Origin of the sequence: Viridibacillus arvi, from assembly GCF_001274945.1 — a bacterium.
Taxonomy (GTDB): Bacteria; Bacillota; Bacilli; order Bacillales_A; family Planococcaceae; genus Viridibacillus; species Viridibacillus arvi.
Map to the genome: position 1 here is coordinate 1,556,554 of NZ_LILB01000005.1, position 18,371 is coordinate 1,574,924.

An 18,371-nucleotide genomic window follows, 5' to 3' on the forward strand; every position below is an offset into this window, starting at 1 on the left:
ACTCGCTTCCTTCCAAACTATTATTTAAAACTCAACAGAATAATCTGCTCCTAGCCATTTCTCGCTCAATTTGCTAACAACTCCCTCCTTCTTTAACTCTCTAAGTGCCTCATCCACTCTATTTGAAAGTGTTGTTTCATCCTTATTGAGTAAGAAATACACTTTAGAATTTAGTAATGTTTCCCCAACTACCTCTTGCTCTGCATCTGCTTGCTCATTATAAAATTTAGCTGCAAATGGTGTTGAAATAATAGCATCTATACGATTTGTTTTAAGTTGATTGATAATATCAGTTGTGTTAGTTCCGTAATTAATCGTCGCTCCTAAATTATGTTTTTTATTGTATTCTTCAATGAAAACGGCTGAATTACTAGTTGGAGTAACACTAATTTTTTTCCCTGCTAAATCATTAATCGATTTAATATCCTTATTGCCTTGATGAATGGTCACCTTTAACGGAAAAACATTATACGGTTCTTTATTAAATAAAAACTTTTCTTCTCTTTCTTTATTCACTTCCATTTGATGCGCAATAAGGTCAATTTTTTTAGTTTCTAAACTTAATAACAAATTTGAAAACTCCATCGTCTTAAATTCGAATTCATATTCCGGTAGCTTTTCATCTATCGCTTTTACAATCTCGATATCGTACCCCGTCAACTTTCCTTCATCATTTATAAAACAAATATTTGGAAATTGAGTTCCCGTACCAACAATGATTTTCTGAACCTTTGTTGAACTTCCTTCTTTATCATCCACTGACTCTGCCTCTGATGAGCAAGCACTCAATAAAGCAATTACAAATAAAAGACCCCAAAACCATAGTTTCTTCATTATTTTCCCTCCCACCTAAATAACTAAATGTCTAAATGTTTATTTGTTTACTTGGTTTTAATCCAAAACTAATACTTCATCTAATGCTTCTTGCAAATGCTCTATTCCTACTTCCGTTACTCCACGATATACATTTCCTTGACCAATTTCTACAACAGGTACGTGACGTACACCGTATTTTACATCTAAAATATCTCTTAAATGATCATTATTAGTGACATCCACTGTTTTATAAGCTAACTCTTTCTCAACTAAATATTTTTTTACATCATCACAATAGCTACAGCCTTCTTTTGACCAAATTATAATAGATATATTTTCTGACATGCTATCTACCCCCGGAATATAATATTTTTTTAATAGCTATTATATTGATACTTCTTTGCGTACCATTGTTGCTAAAGATTTTGGACTTAATAATTCAAAAGACTTTAAACGCTCTTCACTTTTAGGTATAGGTGTATGTAAAATAAACTCATCTATACTGTATAACTGATGCAGTTGGTCTAGCGTACTCTTCACTTCAGTAGCTGTACCAGCAATTATATTCGCGGCATATTCCTTCACCTCATAATCCTCACCGGACTCTTGGCCGAATTTGTCCGCCGCTTCATGCGAATTTAAAGTCAAACTACGTCCACTTGCTAAATGTACTTTTACAATCTTTTGGTTCTCAGCTAAAATTATTGCTTCTTGTGAAGTTGGTGCTGCAATTGTTGCTACAGCTACGATGAACTTTCCATTCTTATTATTTTCTTTATACACTTTCGATGCCTCAGCAATAATGCTATCATCACTATTGATAAAGCGTGCAAATACAAATGTTATTCCTAATTCCCTGGCTAATTTTGCACTGTTTGGACTAGCACCTAACAAATATAATTCCTGTTTACTAGGTGGTATGGGAGTAGCCTGAATTCCTGCTAAAGGGTGCGTTTCGGGAACTTTGTTATCTATTAATTGCTGTAAGAATATTAAACGTTCATCAAAATCTTCACCATTATTAACTGTTCCATATTGTAGAGCTTTCGTAGATAATGGTAACCCACCTGGTGCTTTGCCAATCCCTAAGTCTACACGCCCCGGTTCTAGAGTAGACAACACATGAAAGTTTTCCGCTACTTTATAAGGACTATAATGTTGAAGCATCACACCTCCAGAACCAATTCTAATTCTTTTTGTTTTAGCTAATAAGTAAGATACCAATACTTCAGGGGATGAACCTGCAACATCAACTGAATTATGATGTTCCGATACCCAAAATCGCTCATATCCCCACTCTTCTGCAAGCTGTGCTAATTTTACTGACTGTTGTAAAACATCATGATTAGAAGATCCTTCAATGACTGGACTTTGATCAAGAATTCCAATTTTATACGCCATCGTTTTAACTCTCCTCTTTTCTCCTTAAATAGAATAATCCAACTCAGGAGTCATCCTTTTTAAGAATTGTCTTGTACGTTCTTCTTTCTGTTCAACGAATATATTTTTTGGTGTCCCTTCTTCTACTACAACACCGTTATCCATAAAAATAATTCTGTCAGATATTTCTCTAGCAAAGTTCATTTCATGAGTTACGATAATCATCGTTTTTCCTTCTTTAGCAATTTTAGCGATTACTTCTAATACCTCTCCGACTAATTCTGGGTCTAAGGCCGATGTAGGCTCATCAAATAAAATAACATCGGGATTTAAAGCAAGTGCCCTAGCAATCCCTACACGTTGTTGCTGCCCTCCTGATAATTGACTAGGATAGGAATCTATTTTATTTTTTAGCCCTACTTTTTGTAACACTTCTAATGCAATTTCTTTCGATTCCTTTGCATTTCTTTTTTGTACAACAAGCAAACCTTCCATTACATTTTGCAGTGCTGTTTTATGCTGAAATAAGTTATAGCTTTGAAAAACCATTGCAGATTTTTTTCGCAAACTTATAATTTCCTTTTTATTTACCTTACCGGAATTAATAGAAATATCACCGATTGTTACAGTGCCTCCATCTGGACTTTCTAAATAATTTAGACACCTTAAAAGTGTTGTCTTTCCAGATCCACTTGGTCCTAAAATTGAAATAATCTCGCCCTTATCAACCTTGATATTAATTCCTTTTAGCACTTCATTATGTCCAAAACTTTTACGTAACTCTTTAATATCAATCATCTAATACCTCCTCTCAATACTTTTTTTAGAAATCATTACTATTCAAATTGAATAACTAGGTTTTAATCTATAAATTTAAACTGTTTGCTTTATATAGCGGCTTTGTTTGAATGGCAATCCTAAATTCCCTCTTAAAGTATCAGCTTCATAGTCCTCTCGATAAATACCACGCTGTTGTAAAATTGGTACAACTTTATCAACAAAATTATCCAATGCGTCTGGCAATGTAGCTGCTATAATAAAACCATCTGCTCCACGCTCCTCAAACCATAGCTGTACTAAATCTGCAATTTTGTCAGGTGTACCGATAAATTGTGTACGTGGTGTTGCTTCTCGTAACGCAATTTGACGTAATGTTAATTTCTGCTCAATTGCTTCTCTTTTTATACGATCTGTATGACTACGGAAGCTATTTGCTCCTATATCTCCTAAATCAGGGAATGCTTCATCTAGTGGATATTGAGAAAAGTCGTGATGATCAAAGTAGCGCCCCAAGTATGCTAGCGCTCGTTCAATAGACACTAAATTTGCTAATTCTTCATATTTTCTTTCTGCTTCCTCTTCAGTATCACCAATAATTGGAGATATTCCTGGCAAAATAACAACTTCATCAGGATTGCGACCAAAAGTTTTAACTTGTTCTTTAACATCCTGGTAAAACCCTTGTGCTTCCTGCAAAGTTTTAGCCATTGTGAAAATGGCATCGGCATCTTTAGCTGCTAAGCGTTTTCCTGCTTCTGAAGAACCTGCTTGGAAAATAACTGGCTGCCCTTGCTTTGTGCGACCAATATTCAGCGGTCCTTGCACAGAGAAGAATTCTCCTTGATGATTAAGTTGGTGTAACTTAGACGGGTCAAAAAATTGGTCATTTTCTTTATCCCCAACAAATGCATCATCATCCCAAGAATCCCAAAGACCTGTTGCAACCTCTAAATACTCTTCCGCAATTCGATAACGTTTTGCATGATCAGGATGTTCATCCACAGTTTTATTGTAATTTAATGCTGTATTTTCTAATGGGGTTGTTACGACATTCCAACCTGCACGACCATTACTAATATGATCAAGTGAGGCAAATTGACGTGCAATTGTAAAAGGTTCGCTATAAGAAGTAGAGACTGTTCCAACAAGACCTATTTTTGAAGTAAGCGCAGCTAACGCTGACAAAATAGTTATCGGCTCAAAACGATTCAAGAAATGTGGAATTGATTTCTCATTTATGAATAGACCATCTGCTATAAATACTAAATCAAATTTTCCTTCCTCTGCCTTTTGTGCCTGTTGCGTATAAAAATTTAAATTTACACTTGAATTTGTTAACACTTTTGGATGACGCCACCCTGAAATATTACCACCAACACCATGAATAATCGCACCGAATTTGATTTGTCGCTTTCCAGCCATACTAATACCTCCCATTTTCAATTCCGTATAATTTTTAATTACAAGTTAACTTATAAGAATTATACGTTTTCTAATTGTGGATAATACTAACATTTTTCTTATAGGGCTGACAAGAGTAATAATGATAGGAAAAATTAATAATTGATTAAAAATTTCTATCAATCTATTTTTCATTGTAGAAATGCATTTATAGAGCGATTTATATCTTTACGAAGTAGTTCCACCGCTTCACTTTGAAAATATGTTAAATAGACATGTTGCTTTATCAACAACAAATGAGAAGTATCTATTTCTACTAGTTCACCTCTTGCAAGCTCATCCTTCACACTTAAATAAGGTAAGAATCCAATGCAGTGTTTATTTTTTATGAGTGATTTTGCTACTTCTAAATGATCTACTTTAAATTCAATACGAGGTTCTACCTTCTCTACCTCAAACAATTTATAAATCAAATTCCAATCAAAGGCTCCACACTCAAAAAACACCATTGGTTCCTCTGCAAGTACTTTTGCGTCAATCATTTGCTTACCTAATAAAGAATGTCCAGGACTAACAATTAATCTCACGGAATTATCAAGTATACTATCTTGTTGAATACCTTCACTTGTTAACTGTTTCATAAAAGCCATATCAATTTGCTTATTCAACAACTTTTCTAATAGCACATCATTTGTAGCTGATACAAATTTAAACCGCAACTCAGGATTTTGCGTTTTCCAAAAAGGCAAAGCAAATGGAATAAAGTATTGAGAAGTTATTATATTTGCCCCAATTACAATTTCATGCTGATTCTCTCGATGTTTCATTTGCTGTTTTCCATCATTAAATGTTTGAATGATTTGCTGAGCATATGGAATAAAATCCTTCCCTTGCTGAGTTAGTATTACTCCTCTTCCTTGCCTTTCAAATAACTCCGTATTCAATTCACGTTCCAATGTTTTAATTCGCGCTGTAACTGTAGGCTGTGATAAGAATAACGCCTTCGATGCTTTATGAAAGCTCTGCAAATGCACGACATACATAAAGGCTTCTAAATGATCAATATTCATCTATTTACCTCCCTTTATTATTCCATTTTTCAGTCTTTAGTGTACTTGAAAAAGAAAGTAAATACTATGCAATCATCGTTCTTGCAGTCGCAGCAATTTTGCAGTATTATATGAATACAAGCTGCATTGTTCGTAATCATATTAAGTTTTAACCTTTAAGCTGTAAAAGGGAGTTTTAATTGAGGACGGACTGGCATGCCGCATTCCATTGTTAATGCGGACAAACATGAAACCCTCTGCGAACACCCACTTTGAGGAGTGGTGGTTTAAAACTTTCAATATTAAAAAATTACGGCATACGCGGCTTATTAAATTGCATTATATCAACGTTTTTTAACGTTTAAGCACTTACCTTTTGGTAGGTGCTTTTTTGTGCATATTTCTCCGATGGTGCAAATTTTTAAATTACTTTTATGTAATATACGAAAGGAGAATATAACCCCATTATTGATGAATTCCCATCACTTGAAAAGTGTTCCAAAAAGTCAAAGCATCCCTAGATTAGCGAAGTTTCTAAAATGCAGAATACAATATAAAGGAAAAGAAACAATGATAAAATTTATTATTTTATAACGCTCTAAGGACAAACGTTTAAACTTTATCTTTTAATTGTAAAAGGGTTCGAGGACGCATTTTATTCTATCACCCAGTAATTATGGATTGGTTAGCTAACTAATAAAGAAGAAAAAGTGAAATCATTAATTACATATGAATATAAATATTAAACAACATATAATGCCCACCTATAATATCTGGTGGGCATTATTCTTTATAATTCATATAGTATTAGTTGTGAAGCCAAATGCACCTAGTATAGTTAGTATGATGTCATTAATTGCCTGTCGCAAAACATCCAATTGTTAATGTAGTAAACCGTAAATCATCAAATTGTGAACTTTAGCTTCCACGAAGTTAAACTCATCTTTTTCAATTTTACTATGTGGTTGTGGGTGAAACCATTGAACTTCCCTATCATGAAAGATCCCTCGATAGTCGTTCCCCTCAATGTTTATTTTAAATTGAAAACGTTCGTTAACTTGACCTTCACACAACGGTTTAATTACCTCAAAATTTTGTAACATAATGAAAATCTCCTTCTTTAGTTGGATTTTTAATATTCCTTGAACGGCTTTGATTATGTTTTGTTTTCGTTTTGCTTATGGCTTTATACTAACAATCCAAAATTAGAAAGTAAGGTGAAAAAGATTAGAGTTTCATGAGAATAAAACAACAAAGTGTATCTTTCGGGGTTGTAACTTATAAAATATGAACTTTTCTAAGGTGGTGAAATGAATGTTAGGCGTAAATAGACAGTTTGCCGTACCAATTCGACTGTGTAGGAATATGACGCAAGTAAATATAACGAGAATTGCTGCGTTGGCTTGCGCCAATATGGTGTTTGATTTTTGTCTTATATGTATTCTTCTAAATGAAACAAAAAAATTGACGTCGCCCAGTAATTGGTTGACGTCTTTTTGGTTATTATTCTCCGAGAATTAATTCTTCGAGTACTTCTGGCAACTCACTCGCAGCACTCGAAAAGTAACATCAATCAATCTCTAAGAAAATTGAAAAATTGAGCGACTTGTATATGAATGACATGATTTCGATTGAGGACATGAAAGCGAAAGTTGAAGCGTTGCAAAAAGACAAACAAGCTATAGAATTCAAACTTAAAGATAAGATAGGCATAAAACTCTAAATCGATTCAAAGAAGTCTTATCTGTGGAGTTGGTATCGAAAATGCGGTATGAAGACCAGAAACGAGTGGTTAACACCTTAATTAGTAAAGTAGATGTAACTTCCGAGAACATGCGTATTCTCTGGGATATTTAGCACTTTGGAACAATGAGGTATGGCATGATGCAGTTATTTGGCAAAAAACTAGATGCGAGAGAAGAAGATATTTTTTAGGAACTACTTTAAGAGTTGTTAAACAAATTCAACGAAGAGATAGCCAACCATAAATACTTTTCTTCACTCAAGCTACGCCGTTAATTGAATAGAACCATCTTTTAAAAAACAGCCTAAAATTTTTATAAAAAAGAGGCATCCTAATGAAAGGATACCTCTTTTTTTATGGTTGCATCATTAAAAATTAAAGTTTTACGATGTTTGTAGCTTGTGGTCCACGTTGGCCTTCTTCTATTGAGAATTCAACTTTTTGACCTTCTTCAAGTGATTTGAAACCATCACCTTGGATAGCTGAGAAGTGAGCGAATACATCGTTTCCGCCTTCTACTTCGATAAAACCAAAACCTTTTTCTGCATTAAACCATTTTACTGTACCTTGTGTCATTAAATGACCTCCATTAATTGTATTCAATATTATCATTTTTCTTCAAGAGAAAAAATGCAGATTCATTATAAAGCAAAAAATCATATTTGTCTACGGTGTATACATTCATAAACATTTTTCTTTATCTTCAAATAACTTCCGTAAAATTCTGCGCCTTTTCATCCAATGCTTCAGCAGAAGTTGATATTTCTGCAAAGTCTTGAATTGCTACATTGATTTGGCCATGCGTCTGCTCCACGCTTTGGGATACTCGGTTTATACTTCCTGTTACTTTTTCAATTTCCAAAGTAATTCCTTCAACATTATCTCTCACTTCGGAAATTGAATGGGCTACCTTTTCAGACAGTTTTCTTACTTCCTTTGCAACAACATCAAAACCTCGACCATGCTCTCCTGCCCTAGCAGCTTCAATTGCCGCATTCAATGCTAATAAATTTGTTTGGGAAGCAATTTCACGAATGGTTTTCACGATCCCTTTAATAGAATCAGCTTGACTTTGTAAACTTACTAAATTAACTGTATTTTCCTCTGATTCTCTTGCAATACGATTAATCGTCTCACGCAATTCTTGACTTCTCATTATTCCGGCTTCGGAACGATTATGTAGCTGTTTGGACATGCCTTTTAAATCGTCGGCTACTTCCATAATCATATTCTGGCGCTCTGTTATATTAGTAGCTATTTTCGAAACGCCTACTATTTTATTACTATTTTCAGCATAGATAGGCATATAGGTGGCTTCTAGCCATATTCGATTTCCCGTTGCATCCATTCGTTCAATTTTATCTTGAAAGCTCTTCCCTGATAGTAAACTTCTCCAAAATCGGTCATAGGACACACTATTTACGAAGGATGGCAAGCAAAATTCTTTATGATTCTTCCCGTACATTTCTTCCACACTATACCCTAAAGTTTGAGCAAAAAGATTATTTACGTATGCTACTTTTCTATTTAAATCAAATCGTATAATAGCTAAATTTTTTTCAATGGCTTTCACTACAAGCTCGTCTGTCACCTGGTTTTCTAACACATTCATATTAACCAACCCCTCTTATTTGAATATTCATTTCATTATTACTCAACGTATTTCTCTTAAATTTTTCTATAAAAATGTATCTAATTTGTTTGAATTAATTTTTATTCTCGTTCCAATATGACAGTGCTGTTATATATCTAAAATTATGTAATGATTCTGTATCCTACTAAATAGTCCAATTGTGTAAATATTATATTCTATAAACGTTTTAGAATTTCCTCTTCAAAACTATAGTGCCTATCAGCCTATCTCACTTCAATATCATAAATACTCATCTTTCCCCTCCATTTCATTTAGTTGTGTTAATAACTCGTTTAATTCATTTAACCGTGATTTCAATGCTCCGTCTTGCACTATTAATGTTTCACATTCCGATACTTTATTGAGAATCTCTTTGGTAATTAAAGTTTCTTGTAGCTGCGCTTTTTCTGTAAGCGACACAATGATAGCTCGCTTATCTTGAGTAGAAACTTTCTTTGTTACCCACCCTTTATCAACCAACTTATTTATTATGGGATTTAGTGTGCCTATGCCTAAACACACCTTTTCACTAAGCTGTTTCACCAATAATTGATCCTTCTCCCAAAGAGCTAAAAGCACCAAATATTGTGGATATGTTAAATCAAAAGGTTCTAAAATTCGGCGATATAATTTTGCAAATTGATTTGCTGCCTTATAAACTTCAAAACAAAGCTGATTGTCTAATTTAAATGATTTATTCACATTACTCTCTCCATTAAAATATATCGTATACGATATATTTATTTTATTTTACATTTCGATAAATGTAAATTTTTAGTTAAAATATATTTCCTACTTCTATAATGAGTATTTTTCTTTATGAAACTGCAGATAAATAAGAAATAAAAGGAATAATAAAACGCATGTAAATATACATGCGTTTGTTAAATTATAAATATATTAAATAGAGAATATACGTTACAAAACTACCCGCCAATTATTATTACATGTCGCTGTAATCTCCTTCATTTCTAGTAACTCATTTGCAATAAGTTCGGTCATATCTGTTTGAATTTCTTTTAAAATAGGTCTCCCTTTGAACATTTCAAAATTACCTGCCCCGCTTGCACGATAGCTATTCATCACCACTGTAAATTGTCTATCCATATCTATTGGTGAATCTTCGTATAAAAGTTTTGTAACTCGTGCACCAATAGGATTGGAAATCTTCAATTCGTATTCAATTCCCTCCCACATATCGTAGTTAAAATGCTGAGCTTTAGGTTCAGCAAACATTGGATTTACAATGAGTTCTCCATTATTCTCACTAAAATAAGTCCCACATTGCTCTAGTGCATCTTTTATATCTTGCCCTGTCAATTGCAGTACTTTTAATGTATTTGGATAAATATAATTTGAAACAATATCACGCATTGTGACAGAATTGCTAAATCCGTTTGCCTCGTTATTAAATAATGCTGTATTCGAAATCATTGCTCCTGTAACTTTCATTTGAAGTTTATTTATAAACTCTACATAAGGATGGTCTGCCAAACGTGTTTGAAAAGCATCAACAATTTGCATATCCCCTTGAATCTCACCAATTTTTTGATCCAGCCATTGCTCCGTTTCCTCTTGAATTGTCGCAATAGCCTCGAGTGTGGCCACATTTGCTGGAACACTTTCATCAATTGTAATGAGCTTTGATTCATGCTCTACCCTTACTACCTTCCCGCTTAGATCGTGAGAAATGGAAAGAATAATTTCTCCAAGTGCCTGTCCTTGTGTTCCTGGTTGTATGATAGAAACTCCATTCAATTTATCAGCTAGTAAGCGATGTTGATGGCCTGTAATAAGCACGTCAATGCTTGGTATCTTTTCACAAATAGCATAACCTTGATTTTCCCCAGTATCTTGTTCTGTAAATTCCCCTGTTTCTAAATGGCGCTCGAATCCGCCATGATACGCAACGATTAACACATCTACATTTTCTTCTTGATGTATGTGATTGCACCAATATTCAGTTGATTGCAAAGCATCTTCAAATCGTAAACCTTCTATATGAGCTGCCTCTTCCCATAACGGTACAAAGTGTGTCGTAACCCCGAGAATCGCGAGTCTAATACCTTCTATCTCTTTAATAATATATGGCTTCCCGAAATATGGATTTCCACTATCTTGATGAACAATATTCGCGCCTAACCACGGAAATTGAGATTTCTCAACAACATTTGATAATGTTTTTAATCCAAAGTTAAATTCGTGATTGCCAAAAATAGCAGCATCATAGCTTAAATAATTTGCTACTTGAATGATTGGATTATCCATTTCCGAGTGAAATTTGGAATGGAAATATGTTAGCGGACTACCTTGTATTAAATCTCCATTATCTATCAATAACACTTGTCCTATCCTTCTTCTTTGTTGAATAATGGTCGCTATTTTTGCTAATCCCATAGGTGCTTCTGTTTTATCTCGATACAATGTTGGGTATACATATCCGTGAATATCACTTGTTATCAGCAGGTGAATCTTTGTTTCTTTCATAAGGGCCCTCCTCCAAAAATCTTCATTACTATTTTTACATCTCTTCTTATATTAACAAAACTTGTAAACTACCCTGTCTTCTTTTGGTAATATTTACATCATATTGACATATAGTTAACATTAGAATGTTATATTTCAAATGTAATTTAATTCAATAAACTTACATTAGGAGGTTTTCATTTTATGTTTAAGAAATTAGGTATAGTTACCGCTATGTTAGCGATAATTACAGGGCTTTTAGTTGGGTGTAGCGAGGATGATGAAAATAGTGCTAGTAAAGAGGACGGCTATGTACCAAAAGAATTATCGGTTCAATTTGTACCTTCTCAAACAGCAGATACACTTGAAGCAAAAGCAAAACCTTTAGAAAAATTGCTAAGTGACGAACTTGGTATTCCAGTTAAAGTAAGTGTTTCAACAAACTACAACACGATTATTGAAGCAATGGACTCTAAAAAGGTTGATGTTGGATTTTTGCCTCCTAGTGCTTATGTTTTAGCAAAAGAAAAAGGAGCAGCAGAAGTCATTTTACAATCACAACGTTACGGAGTTGATGATGCAACAGGTCAACCAACAGACCAATTAGTCGATGGCTATAAGTCTCTTTTCGTTGTAAAAGCAGATTCTAAAATTAATAATGTGAAAGATTTGAAAGGCAAAAAAATTGCCTTCCAAGATGTTACTTCTTCTGCTGGTTACGTATGGCCAGCTGCAACATTATTAGCAAATGGGATTGATCCACTAAAAGATGTTACAGGCGTTACAGTTAAAGGGCATGATCAAGGCATTATTTCTGTTCTTAATGGGGATGTAGATGCAGCCGTTGTATTCCAAGATGCACGTAATACTGTTATGAAAGATTATCCAACTGTTTTCAAGGATACGAAAGTAATCGAATTTACTGAGATGATACCAAATGATACGATTGCTGTTCGTTCAGATATGAATGAAAAATGGTCAGAAAAAATTACCGATGCATTTATCAATATCGGTAAAGATCCTAAAGGTCATGAAATTATTAAAGAAATCTACACACATGAAGGTTATGTAAAATCTGATGATAGTAAGTTTGATATTGTTCGTGAATATGCAGAGAAAGTAAAAACAGAGTAATTATTATAGGGGTGTATTAATGGTATTTAGCCACTTAATATACCCCCTTATTCATCATTCAATTGATATTGAATAAAGGAGGTTGTGGAAATTACGTGATTGAATTTAAACAAGTATCTAAAATTTATCCAAATGGCGTTGTCGGACTTGATAATATTAATTTAACGATTAAAAAGGGTGAATTTGTCGTAATCGTTGGTTTATCCGGCGCTGGTAAGTCCACTTTTCTTCGTTCTATCAATCGCCTGCACGAGATTACTTCAGGTGAGATTATCATAGACAATACTTCCATAACAAAAGCAAAAGGTAAACAACTCCTTAAAATTCGCCGGGATATAGGAATGATTTTTCAAAGTTTCAATTTAGTAAAACGATCTACTGTCATCCGAAATGTACTCGCGGGGCGTGTCGGTTATCATTCTACAATGCGCACCCTATTAGGTCTATTCCCACCAGAAGATAAAAAGTTAGCAATGCGTGCACTAGAACGGGTCAATATTATCGATAAGGCGTATTCAAGATCCGACCAATTATCCGGAGGTCAGCAACAACGTGTCTCTATTGCACGCGCGCTAGCCCAAGAAGCAAAAATTATTCTAGCGGACGAACCTGTCGCTTCATTAGATCCATTAACTACGGTACAAGTTTTAGAAGATTTAAAAACTATTAATGTTGAGCTTGGTATCACTTTAGTAGTTAATTTACATTCAATCGAATTAGCAAGACAATATGCTACACGAATTATAGGGCTACAAGAAGGGCGTGTAGTTTTCGATGGTCCTGTAGAACAGGCAACAGATGAACGCTTTAAAGAAATTTATGGCCAACCGTTTGAGGTGAAGAATAATGAGGAAAGCGTTAACTTACCCATCTCACACTGAACTTTCAAGTATGAGTATGCGAAGGAAAAAACATGTATGGACTGCTCTATTCCTAATACTGCTATTTGCATGGAGTTTATGGCAAACTGAGTCGTCTCTTTTGGATTTCATTAATGGTTTTTCGAATATGTTTGATTTATTAATACAAATGGTACCACCGAATTGGGCTTATTTTGATAATGTAGTACCACCAATGCTAGATACCATTCGCATGGCTTTATTAGGAACTACAATTGGGGCAATTCTAGCTATTCCATTCGCTCTGCTTTCAGCAAGTAATGTATTCAAAAACAAAGCACTCTATTATCCTATACGTTTCATCTTGAATCTTATCCGGACCATCCCAGAACTTTTACTCGCAGCAATTTTTGTCGCAATTCTTGGATTAGGTCCATTACCAGGAATATTTGCTCTAGGAATTTTCTCGATGGGCATTATTGCAAAACTTACTTATGAAGCTACGGAAGGCATAGATCCCGGTCCACTAGAAGCCATGACAGCTGTTGGAGCGAATAAGATACAGTGGATTGCCTATTCAGTAGTACCACAAGTAACTCCCTACTACATTTCCTTTGTACTATATGCTCTTGAGATTAATGTAAGAGCAGCAGCCATTTTAGGACTAGTAGGTGCAGGTGGTATTGGAGAATACTATGATAAAACGCTCGGTTTCTTAGAATACGATAAAGTAAGTACCATTATCATTTGTACATTACTTGTTGTTTTGGCAATCGATTACGTAAGTATGAAGCTACGGGAGAAATTATTATGAAGAATGCCGCTTATCCTATAAAACCAAAACGTTCGAGATGGAAACTCTGGTCAATCTATATTGTGTTGTTCTTGATATATGTGTGGGCATTATCTGGCGTTCCCTTAGAAGGATTTAAAGAAACAGCTGGACAAATTTCGAAAGCTATTATTAATGGTCTTTTTTCTCCAGATTGGGATTATGTTTATTTACCTGAAGGTGAAGATTTACTACGCGGGTTACTTGATACATTAGCGATAGCGATTTTAGGAACTTTCGTCTCTGCATTCTTATGTGTCCCATTTGCATTTTGGGCTGCAAATAATTTATCCAAAGGCGTAATACTGACTCAATCTGGAAAATTCATGTTGAGTTTCGTCCGAACATTTCCTGAGCTGGTCATGGCATTAATATTCATCAAAGTTGTAGGACCAGGTTCTTTTGCAGGTGTACTTGCTTTAGGGCTTCACTCTATTGGGATGCTTGGTAAATTATTTGCTGAAGAAATTGAAAACATAGACCTTGGACCAACTGAAGCATTAAAGGCTACTGGAGCAAATCCAATCCAAATGTTATGGTTTGCCGTTGTACCACAAGTCATTCCTGGCTTTATATCTTATACATTGTATCGTTTTGAGATTAACCTTCGCTCTGCCAGTGTGTTAGGTATTATTGGAGCAGGAGGTATTGGAACACCGTTAATATTCGCTATTCAATCACGGAACTGGAGTAGAGTTGGTATTATTTTATTAGGCATTATTGTGATGGTCACGATTATTGATATGATTTCTAGCTCGATTCGAAAAAGAATCGTTTAAACTCTTCTTTCAAAATCAACCATTAGGCGGAAACTGAAATGAAAAGATTCCTGTTACGAAGTATTGTTGCATTTATTGCTCTCCTTGCGTTAGTAGCCAATATGGACATCAGTTTTGCAGAGAATTCTTCTGATCCTGCACCCGCATTAGTTCCATCAACACCGAATTGAAAAAAAGTATTGTTTGATAATAGTCATGGACAAACTGCCGGTCAAGCAGATTGGGTCATTAATGGAGCATTCTCAGATTTTGCTAATGCACTAGTTGCCGAAGATTATTATGTTAAAGAACATCGTAGTGCTAACCCTTTAACATTACAAGACTTACAAGGTTATGATGTATTCGTAATTCCAGAAGCTCAAATTCCTTTTAAGAAATCTGAGCAAGAAGCAATTGCTACATTTGCAGAGCAAGGTGGGGGTGTATTTTTTATCGCTGACCACTACAATGCAGACAGAAATTTAAATCGTTGGGACTCCAATGAAGTCATGAATGGCTGGCGTAGAGGTGCTTATAGCAAACCTTCGCCTTCGTTTAGGTTCTGGAAATAATGTATTAACAAATACAGTAGATTTGGACTAAATAATATTTAAGTATGCCATTTAGAAGCGATTAAACAATTATGGAACCTATTTGGGAGGTTAACTTTCAAATAGGTTCTTTTTTCTCTATTTTAATACTTGCATATACTTTTCCATTCCTTCACAAAGCATGTAAAATACTTTATAGCATTATAAATCTACAGAGGAGGCACTTTATGCTAAAACGTTTAGTCATCACTGGCTACAAAGCACATGAGCTAGGCATTTTTAATGATCAACACCCCGGTATACCGATTATAAAGAAGGCGTTACATAATCAATTGATTTCCTTAATTAACGATGGATTAGAATGGGTTATTTTAAGTGGTCAACTTGGTGTAGAAACTTGGGCAGCAGAAGTTGTACAAGAACTGCAAATTGAATATCCAGAGTTAAAATATGCGATTATCACGCCATTTCTGGATCAACAAAAGAATTGGAATGAACAAAAACAAGAAAAATACGATATGATTGCGGCAAAAGCAAACTTTGTGACGAGTTTAACGAAGCGACCATATGAAGCACCTTGGCAATTTATCGAGAAAAATAAATTTCTCATAAAAAATTCAGATGGTATTCTCATTATTTATGATGAAGAAAACGACGGCTCTCCTAAATATATAAAAAAGCTTGCCGAGCTGTATGCCGACAAGCATGATTACACGACTCTCAACATTAACGCCTATGATTTACAGGTTGTTGCTGAAGAAGAACAGATGAAAGAATGGGACTAGTTTTTAGAGGAGAGTTTTTTTGTTCTCAATGAAATCGTAACTCCACACACAATCACAATTCCACCTAATAATTGAAATAAGTCAATTGGCGTTCCCAGTACAATTAAACCAACAATCATCGCAATAAATGGTTCCAAATTCATCAACAACGAGGCATTAGATGCTCCTACTTTCTGAATCGAGTTATTCCAAAGATAAGTACATAGACCGTGCATAATAATCGCTGTAACTATTAATAGTAACCAATATGATAATGGAACTGTAAGGGCTTGCTCCATATACTTCCACTGCACAAATGGTAGCAACCCAATTAAACCAAAAATATTACTATAAAAAGTTATAACGCCGGGTGGCATCGATTTTGAAAGTTGTTGAACAAAAATGAGGAAAATAGAAAAGGATAGCATTGTTAATGTTATTAGTAATTCGCCTTTACCAAAGTGTATTGTCACAAACGAACCATTCGTTATGACTAGCCAAACACCAAGTAAGGCAGCTAATGAGCCGAACCAAAATACTTTTTTCTTTCGCTCCTTAAAAAAGACTACAGATAAAATAGCCGTCATTATAGGGGATAACGCTAAAATAAGAGCAGCTTTAACCGGTTCTGAATATTGTAAACTGGCATAAAAACTCCATTGATTGAGGGTAATACCAATAAGCCCCGCAATAACTAATATTAGAAAACCCTTTTTAGATAGCCTATAATTTCTTACATCTCTAAAAGTAATGCTCCATAAAAATAGCACTATAAAAATTAATCGAATAAACGCAATAACACTTGGAGCAAATACATTTACTAATATAGCACCAAAAATAAAATTACTACCCCAAGCAAAAACACAACAAAATAAAATGAAATACGTAAATAATTGATTTTTCATAAAAATACCTTTCTTCAATTTTCCAGCTTTTCTAAAATGCTAAGAGGATACCCTCTAGGAAATACAACAATCACCGTTTCCTTTCGGGTTATCCTCTCATTATTTATACAAATTGACCATTCACCATAACAGTTCGCTTAAGCGGCTTTCGAGCAACTACTTCTGCTGAAGAAGCGGCATCAAAGAATACAAAGTCTGCATCATCCTGAACATTCGGCCAAACTTTTCGACCACCCTGGTCTAAAGCTGTAATTCCTCCTGTAATCCATTTCAAAGCATTTCTAAGTGATTTCTCATCAATTTTACGCGTTAACTCACAAAAACGAGTAACTTTTTCTAGAACGTCCCCAGAGCCATATGGACTCCAAGAATCAAAGAATCCATCACAACCAAAATTCACTTTTACTCCGTATCGATCTAGTAAATCGATTGGTGGAATAACTCTCTTTAAGTTAATAGGAACTGTGGACATAATAGCAACATTATTTTCTGCTAAACGTGTTGCAATTTTCTCTTGTTCAGGAATAGATACATCACCTAAACAAAAAGAATGGCTTAAAGCTGTACGTCCATAATAATTTGCATTCTCAATAATGTCTACCCATTTATCCACTGTATAATAGCCTACATGTCCGCCATCATGAAGGTGAATATCAACATCTGCATCAAATTCTGTAGCTATATTCATAGTTTCATATAAAGATTTTTCAATTGCATTATCAATTCCTGCTGGGTCTAATCCCCCAACCATTGTTGCTCCACTACGCATCGCTTCTCTAATTAAAGCAGGTACATGATCTCGAAGTAAACCGTGTTGTGGGAAAGCAATAATGTCTGCAGTTACTTTACCTTTAAATGTATCAAGTGCTGCAATAACACCCTCTAAATTTTTCAGTCCGATATAAGGATCAATATTAACGTGTGTCCGAATATGCGTCGCACCATTTGCTAAAATTGTTTCAATCATTTTTGTCGCTCTTTGCTGTGTAGAATCAGCAAGTAAAGGTAGTTCGCTTGCCTCATGTGCCAATCGTTCTTTTAAGTTGGCCACAGGTGTACAAGCTCTCCACCCTAAAGACATATATGTTTTATCAAGATGATTATGCATCTCTTTAAATGTTGGAACGGCAAGTTTTTCTTTCATATCGATACTATCTTCATTAAAAGGAATATTTTCAGAAGTAGAAATTAATTTCGTTATTTTACCCTCAGTTATTTGAATATGGAATAATGCTGTTTCAGTTTCAACTGTGCCATTTGGTAAGACTCTTTCTCCTACTTCTAATTTCACATTTGAAAGCCACTGTACGTTACTCATT

At 34.7% G+C, this 18,371-nt stretch carries 20 protein-coding genes and 1 other RNA gene; 8 read left to right on the forward strand and 13 right to left on the reverse strand.

Annotated features, from left to right (window positions below):
• Nucleotides 1-24 precede the first annotated feature (24 nt).
• The 6 genes from AMD00_RS16620 to AMD00_RS16645 all read right to left on the reverse strand — a co-directional run bounded on the left by AMD00_RS16620 (nt 25) and on the right by AMD00_RS16645 (nt 5,447).
• Complete coding sequence (locus AMD00_RS16620) at nt 25-834, reverse strand: transporter substrate-binding domain-containing protein (RefSeq protein ID WP_053418104.1); 810 nt, start codon at nt 832-834, stop codon at nt 25-27.
• A 57-nt stretch (nt 835-891) separates the two neighbouring features.
• A complete protein-coding gene (locus AMD00_RS16625; RefSeq protein WP_053418105.1) occupies nt 892-1,161 on the reverse strand; it encodes a glutaredoxin family protein in 270 nt (89 codons plus the stop codon).
• A gap of 39 nt (nt 1,162-1,200) precedes the next feature.
• Nucleotides 1,201-2,217: an LLM class flavin-dependent oxidoreductase gene (locus AMD00_RS16630; protein WP_053418106.1), complete on the reverse strand. Its 1,017-nt coding sequence runs from the start codon at nt 2,215-2,217 to the stop codon at nt 1,201-1,203.
• A gap of 24 nt (nt 2,218-2,241) precedes the next feature.
• Nucleotides 2,242-2,994: an amino acid ABC transporter ATP-binding protein gene (locus tag AMD00_RS16635; protein ID WP_053418107.1), complete on the reverse strand. Its 753-nt coding sequence runs from the start codon at nt 2,992-2,994 to the stop codon at nt 2,242-2,244.
• A 75-nt stretch (nt 2,995-3,069) separates the two neighbouring features.
• On the reverse strand, nt 3,070-4,398 hold the full coding sequence (locus tag AMD00_RS16640) for an LLM class flavin-dependent oxidoreductase (RefSeq protein WP_053418108.1): 1,329 nt from the start codon (nt 4,396-4,398) through the stop codon (nt 3,070-3,072).
• A gap of 170 nt (nt 4,399-4,568) precedes the next feature.
• Nucleotides 4,569-5,447, reverse strand: a complete 879-nt coding sequence (locus AMD00_RS16645) for a LysR family transcriptional regulator (protein ID WP_053418109.1) — start codon at nt 5,445-5,447, stop codon at nt 4,569-4,571.
• A 115-nt stretch (nt 5,448-5,562) separates the two neighbouring features.
• On the opposite strand from AMD00_RS16645, the gene ssrS reads away from it, so the two are divergent.
• A non-coding RNA gene (gene ssrS, locus AMD00_RS22940) (6S RNA) lies at nt 5,563-5,758 on the forward strand.
• A 549-nt stretch (nt 5,759-6,307) separates the two neighbouring features.
• Here ssrS and AMD00_RS16650 read toward each other — a convergent pair.
• The 5 genes from AMD00_RS16650 to AMD00_RS16675 form a co-directional block, all read right to left on the reverse strand.
• Entirely contained in the window at nt 6,308-6,529 is a 222-nt protein-coding gene (locus AMD00_RS16650) for a DUF5342 family protein (protein ID WP_053418110.1), read from the reverse strand.
• A gap of 1,016 nt (nt 6,530-7,545) precedes the next feature.
• On the reverse strand, nt 7,546-7,746 hold the full coding sequence (locus AMD00_RS16660; RefSeq protein WP_053418112.1) for a cold-shock protein: 201 nt from the start codon (nt 7,744-7,746) through the stop codon (nt 7,546-7,548).
• Between the two features lie 127 nt (nt 7,747-7,873).
• Nucleotides 7,874-8,782 (reverse strand): methyl-accepting chemotaxis protein, encoded by a 909-nt coding sequence (locus AMD00_RS16665; protein ID WP_053418113.1) that lies wholly within the window; start codon nt 8,780-8,782, stop codon nt 7,874-7,876.
• Between the two features lie 261 nt (nt 8,783-9,043).
• Entirely contained in the window at nt 9,044-9,505 is a 462-nt protein-coding gene (locus AMD00_RS16670) for a MarR family winged helix-turn-helix transcriptional regulator (protein ID WP_053418114.1), read from the reverse strand.
• Between the two features lie 216 nt (nt 9,506-9,721).
• Nucleotides 9,722-11,290 (reverse strand): bifunctional metallophosphatase/5'-nucleotidase, encoded by a 1,569-nt coding sequence (locus AMD00_RS16675; RefSeq protein ID WP_053418115.1) that lies wholly within the window; start codon nt 11,288-11,290, stop codon nt 9,722-9,724.
• 183 nt (nt 11,291-11,473) lie between these two features.
• On the opposite strand from AMD00_RS16675, the gene AMD00_RS16680 reads away from it, so the two are divergent.
• The 7 genes from AMD00_RS16680 to AMD00_RS16705 all read left to right on the forward strand — a co-directional run bounded on the left by AMD00_RS16680 (nt 11,474) and on the right by AMD00_RS16705 (nt 16,168).
• Nucleotides 11,474-12,403 carry a phosphate/phosphite/phosphonate ABC transporter substrate-binding protein gene (locus AMD00_RS16680; protein WP_053418116.1) on the forward strand — a complete coding sequence of 310 codons (930 nt, stop codon included), beginning with the start codon at nt 11,474-11,476 and terminating at the stop codon, nt 12,401-12,403.
• A 95-nt stretch (nt 12,404-12,498) separates the two neighbouring features.
• Nucleotides 12,499-13,284 (forward strand): phosphonate ABC transporter ATP-binding protein, encoded by a 786-nt coding sequence (phnC, locus tag AMD00_RS16685; RefSeq protein WP_053418117.1) that lies wholly within the window; start codon nt 12,499-12,501, stop codon nt 13,282-13,284.
• A gap of 10 nt (nt 13,285-13,294) precedes the next feature.
• Complete coding sequence (phnE, locus tag AMD00_RS16690) at nt 13,295-14,056, forward strand: phosphonate ABC transporter, permease protein PhnE (RefSeq protein WP_053418335.1); 762 nt, start codon at nt 13,295-13,297, stop codon at nt 14,054-14,056.
• The gene (gene phnE / locus AMD00_RS16695; RefSeq protein WP_407701128.1) at nt 14,050-14,853 is read left to right on the forward strand and encodes a phosphonate ABC transporter, permease protein PhnE; all 804 of its coding nucleotides are present in this window, start codon (nt 14,050-14,052) and stop codon (nt 14,851-14,853) included. Before phnE (AMD00_RS16690) ends, phnE (AMD00_RS16695) begins: the two co-directional genes overlap by 7 nt.
• A gap of 38 nt (nt 14,854-14,891) precedes the next feature.
• Nucleotides 14,892-15,023: a hypothetical protein gene (locus tag AMD00_RS24340; protein ID WP_407701124.1), complete on the forward strand. Its 132-nt coding sequence runs from the start codon at nt 14,892-14,894 to the stop codon at nt 15,021-15,023.
• A gap of 9 nt (nt 15,024-15,032) precedes the next feature.
• Complete coding sequence (locus tag AMD00_RS16700) at nt 15,033-15,404, forward strand: hypothetical protein (protein ID WP_053418119.1); 372 nt, start codon at nt 15,033-15,035, stop codon at nt 15,402-15,404.
• 206 nt (nt 15,405-15,610) lie between these two features.
• On the forward strand, nt 15,611-16,168 hold the full coding sequence (locus AMD00_RS16705; protein WP_053418120.1) for an SLOG family protein: 558 nt from the start codon (nt 15,611-15,613) through the stop codon (nt 16,166-16,168).
• Here AMD00_RS16705 and AMD00_RS16710 read toward each other — a convergent pair.
• Complete coding sequence (locus AMD00_RS16710; protein WP_157059276.1) at nt 16,165-17,052, reverse strand: DMT family transporter; 888 nt, start codon at nt 17,050-17,052, stop codon at nt 16,165-16,167. The two genes, AMD00_RS16705 and AMD00_RS16710, sit on opposite strands and share 4 nt — an antisense overlap.
• A 103-nt stretch (nt 17,053-17,155) precedes the next feature.
• On the reverse strand, nt 17,156-18,370 hold the full coding sequence (locus AMD00_RS16715; protein ID WP_053418122.1) for an amidohydrolase: 1,215 nt from the start codon (nt 18,368-18,370) through the stop codon (nt 17,156-17,158).
• Between the last annotated feature and the right edge of the window lies 1 nt (nt 18,371).

Coding starts and splice junctions, on each gene's coding strand:
- AMD00_RS16645 (WP_053418109.1), bottom strand. CDS start 5,447: ATGAATATTGATCATTTAGAAGCCTTTATGTATGTCGTGCATTTGCAG.
- AMD00_RS16635 (WP_053418107.1), bottom strand. CDS start 2,994: ATGATTGATATTAAAGAGTTACGTAAAAGTTTTGGACATAATGAAGTG.
- AMD00_RS16675 (WP_053418115.1), bottom strand. CDS start 11,290: ATGAAAGAAACAAAGATTCACCTGCTGATAACAAGTGATATTCACGGA.
- AMD00_RS16680 (WP_053418116.1), top strand. CDS start 11,474: ATGTTTAAGAAATTAGGTATAGTTACCGCTATGTTAGCGATAATTACA.
- AMD00_RS16620 (WP_053418104.1), bottom strand. CDS start 834: ATGAAGAAACTATGGTTTTGGGGTCTTTTATTTGTAATTGCTTTATTG.
- AMD00_RS16715 (WP_053418122.1), bottom strand. CDS start 18,370: ATGAGTAACGTACAGTGGCTTTCAAATGTGAAATTAGAAGTAGGAGAA.
- AMD00_RS16665 (WP_053418113.1), bottom strand. CDS start 8,782: ATGAATGTGTTAGAAAACCAGGTGACAGACGAGCTTGTAGTGAAAGCC.
- AMD00_RS16640 (WP_053418108.1), bottom strand. CDS start 4,398: ATGGCTGGAAAGCGACAAATCAAATTCGGTGCGATTATTCATGGTGTT.
- AMD00_RS16705 (WP_053418120.1), top strand. CDS start 15,611: ATGCTAAAACGTTTAGTCATCACTGGCTACAAAGCACATGAGCTAGGC.
- AMD00_RS16630 (WP_053418106.1), bottom strand. CDS start 2,217: ATGGCGTATAAAATTGGAATTCTTGATCAAAGTCCAGTCATTGAAGGA.
- AMD00_RS24340 (WP_407701124.1), top strand. CDS start 14,892: ATGAAAAGATTCCTGTTACGAAGTATTGTTGCATTTATTGCTCTCCTT.
- AMD00_RS16660 (WP_053418112.1), bottom strand. CDS start 7,746: ATGACACAAGGTACAGTAAAATGGTTTAATGCAGAAAAAGGTTTTGGT.
- AMD00_RS16710 (WP_157059276.1), bottom strand. CDS start 17,052: ATGAAAAATCAATTATTTACGTATTTCATTTTATTTTGTTGTGTTTTT.
- AMD00_RS16625 (WP_053418105.1), bottom strand. CDS start 1,161: ATGTCAGAAAATATATCTATTATAATTTGGTCAAAAGAAGGCTGTAGC.
- AMD00_RS16650 (WP_053418110.1), bottom strand. CDS start 6,529: ATGTTACAAAATTTTGAGGTAATTAAACCGTTGTGTGAAGGTCAAGTT.
- phnE (WP_053418335.1), top strand. CDS start 13,295: ATGAGTATGCGAAGGAAAAAACATGTATGGACTGCTCTATTCCTAATA.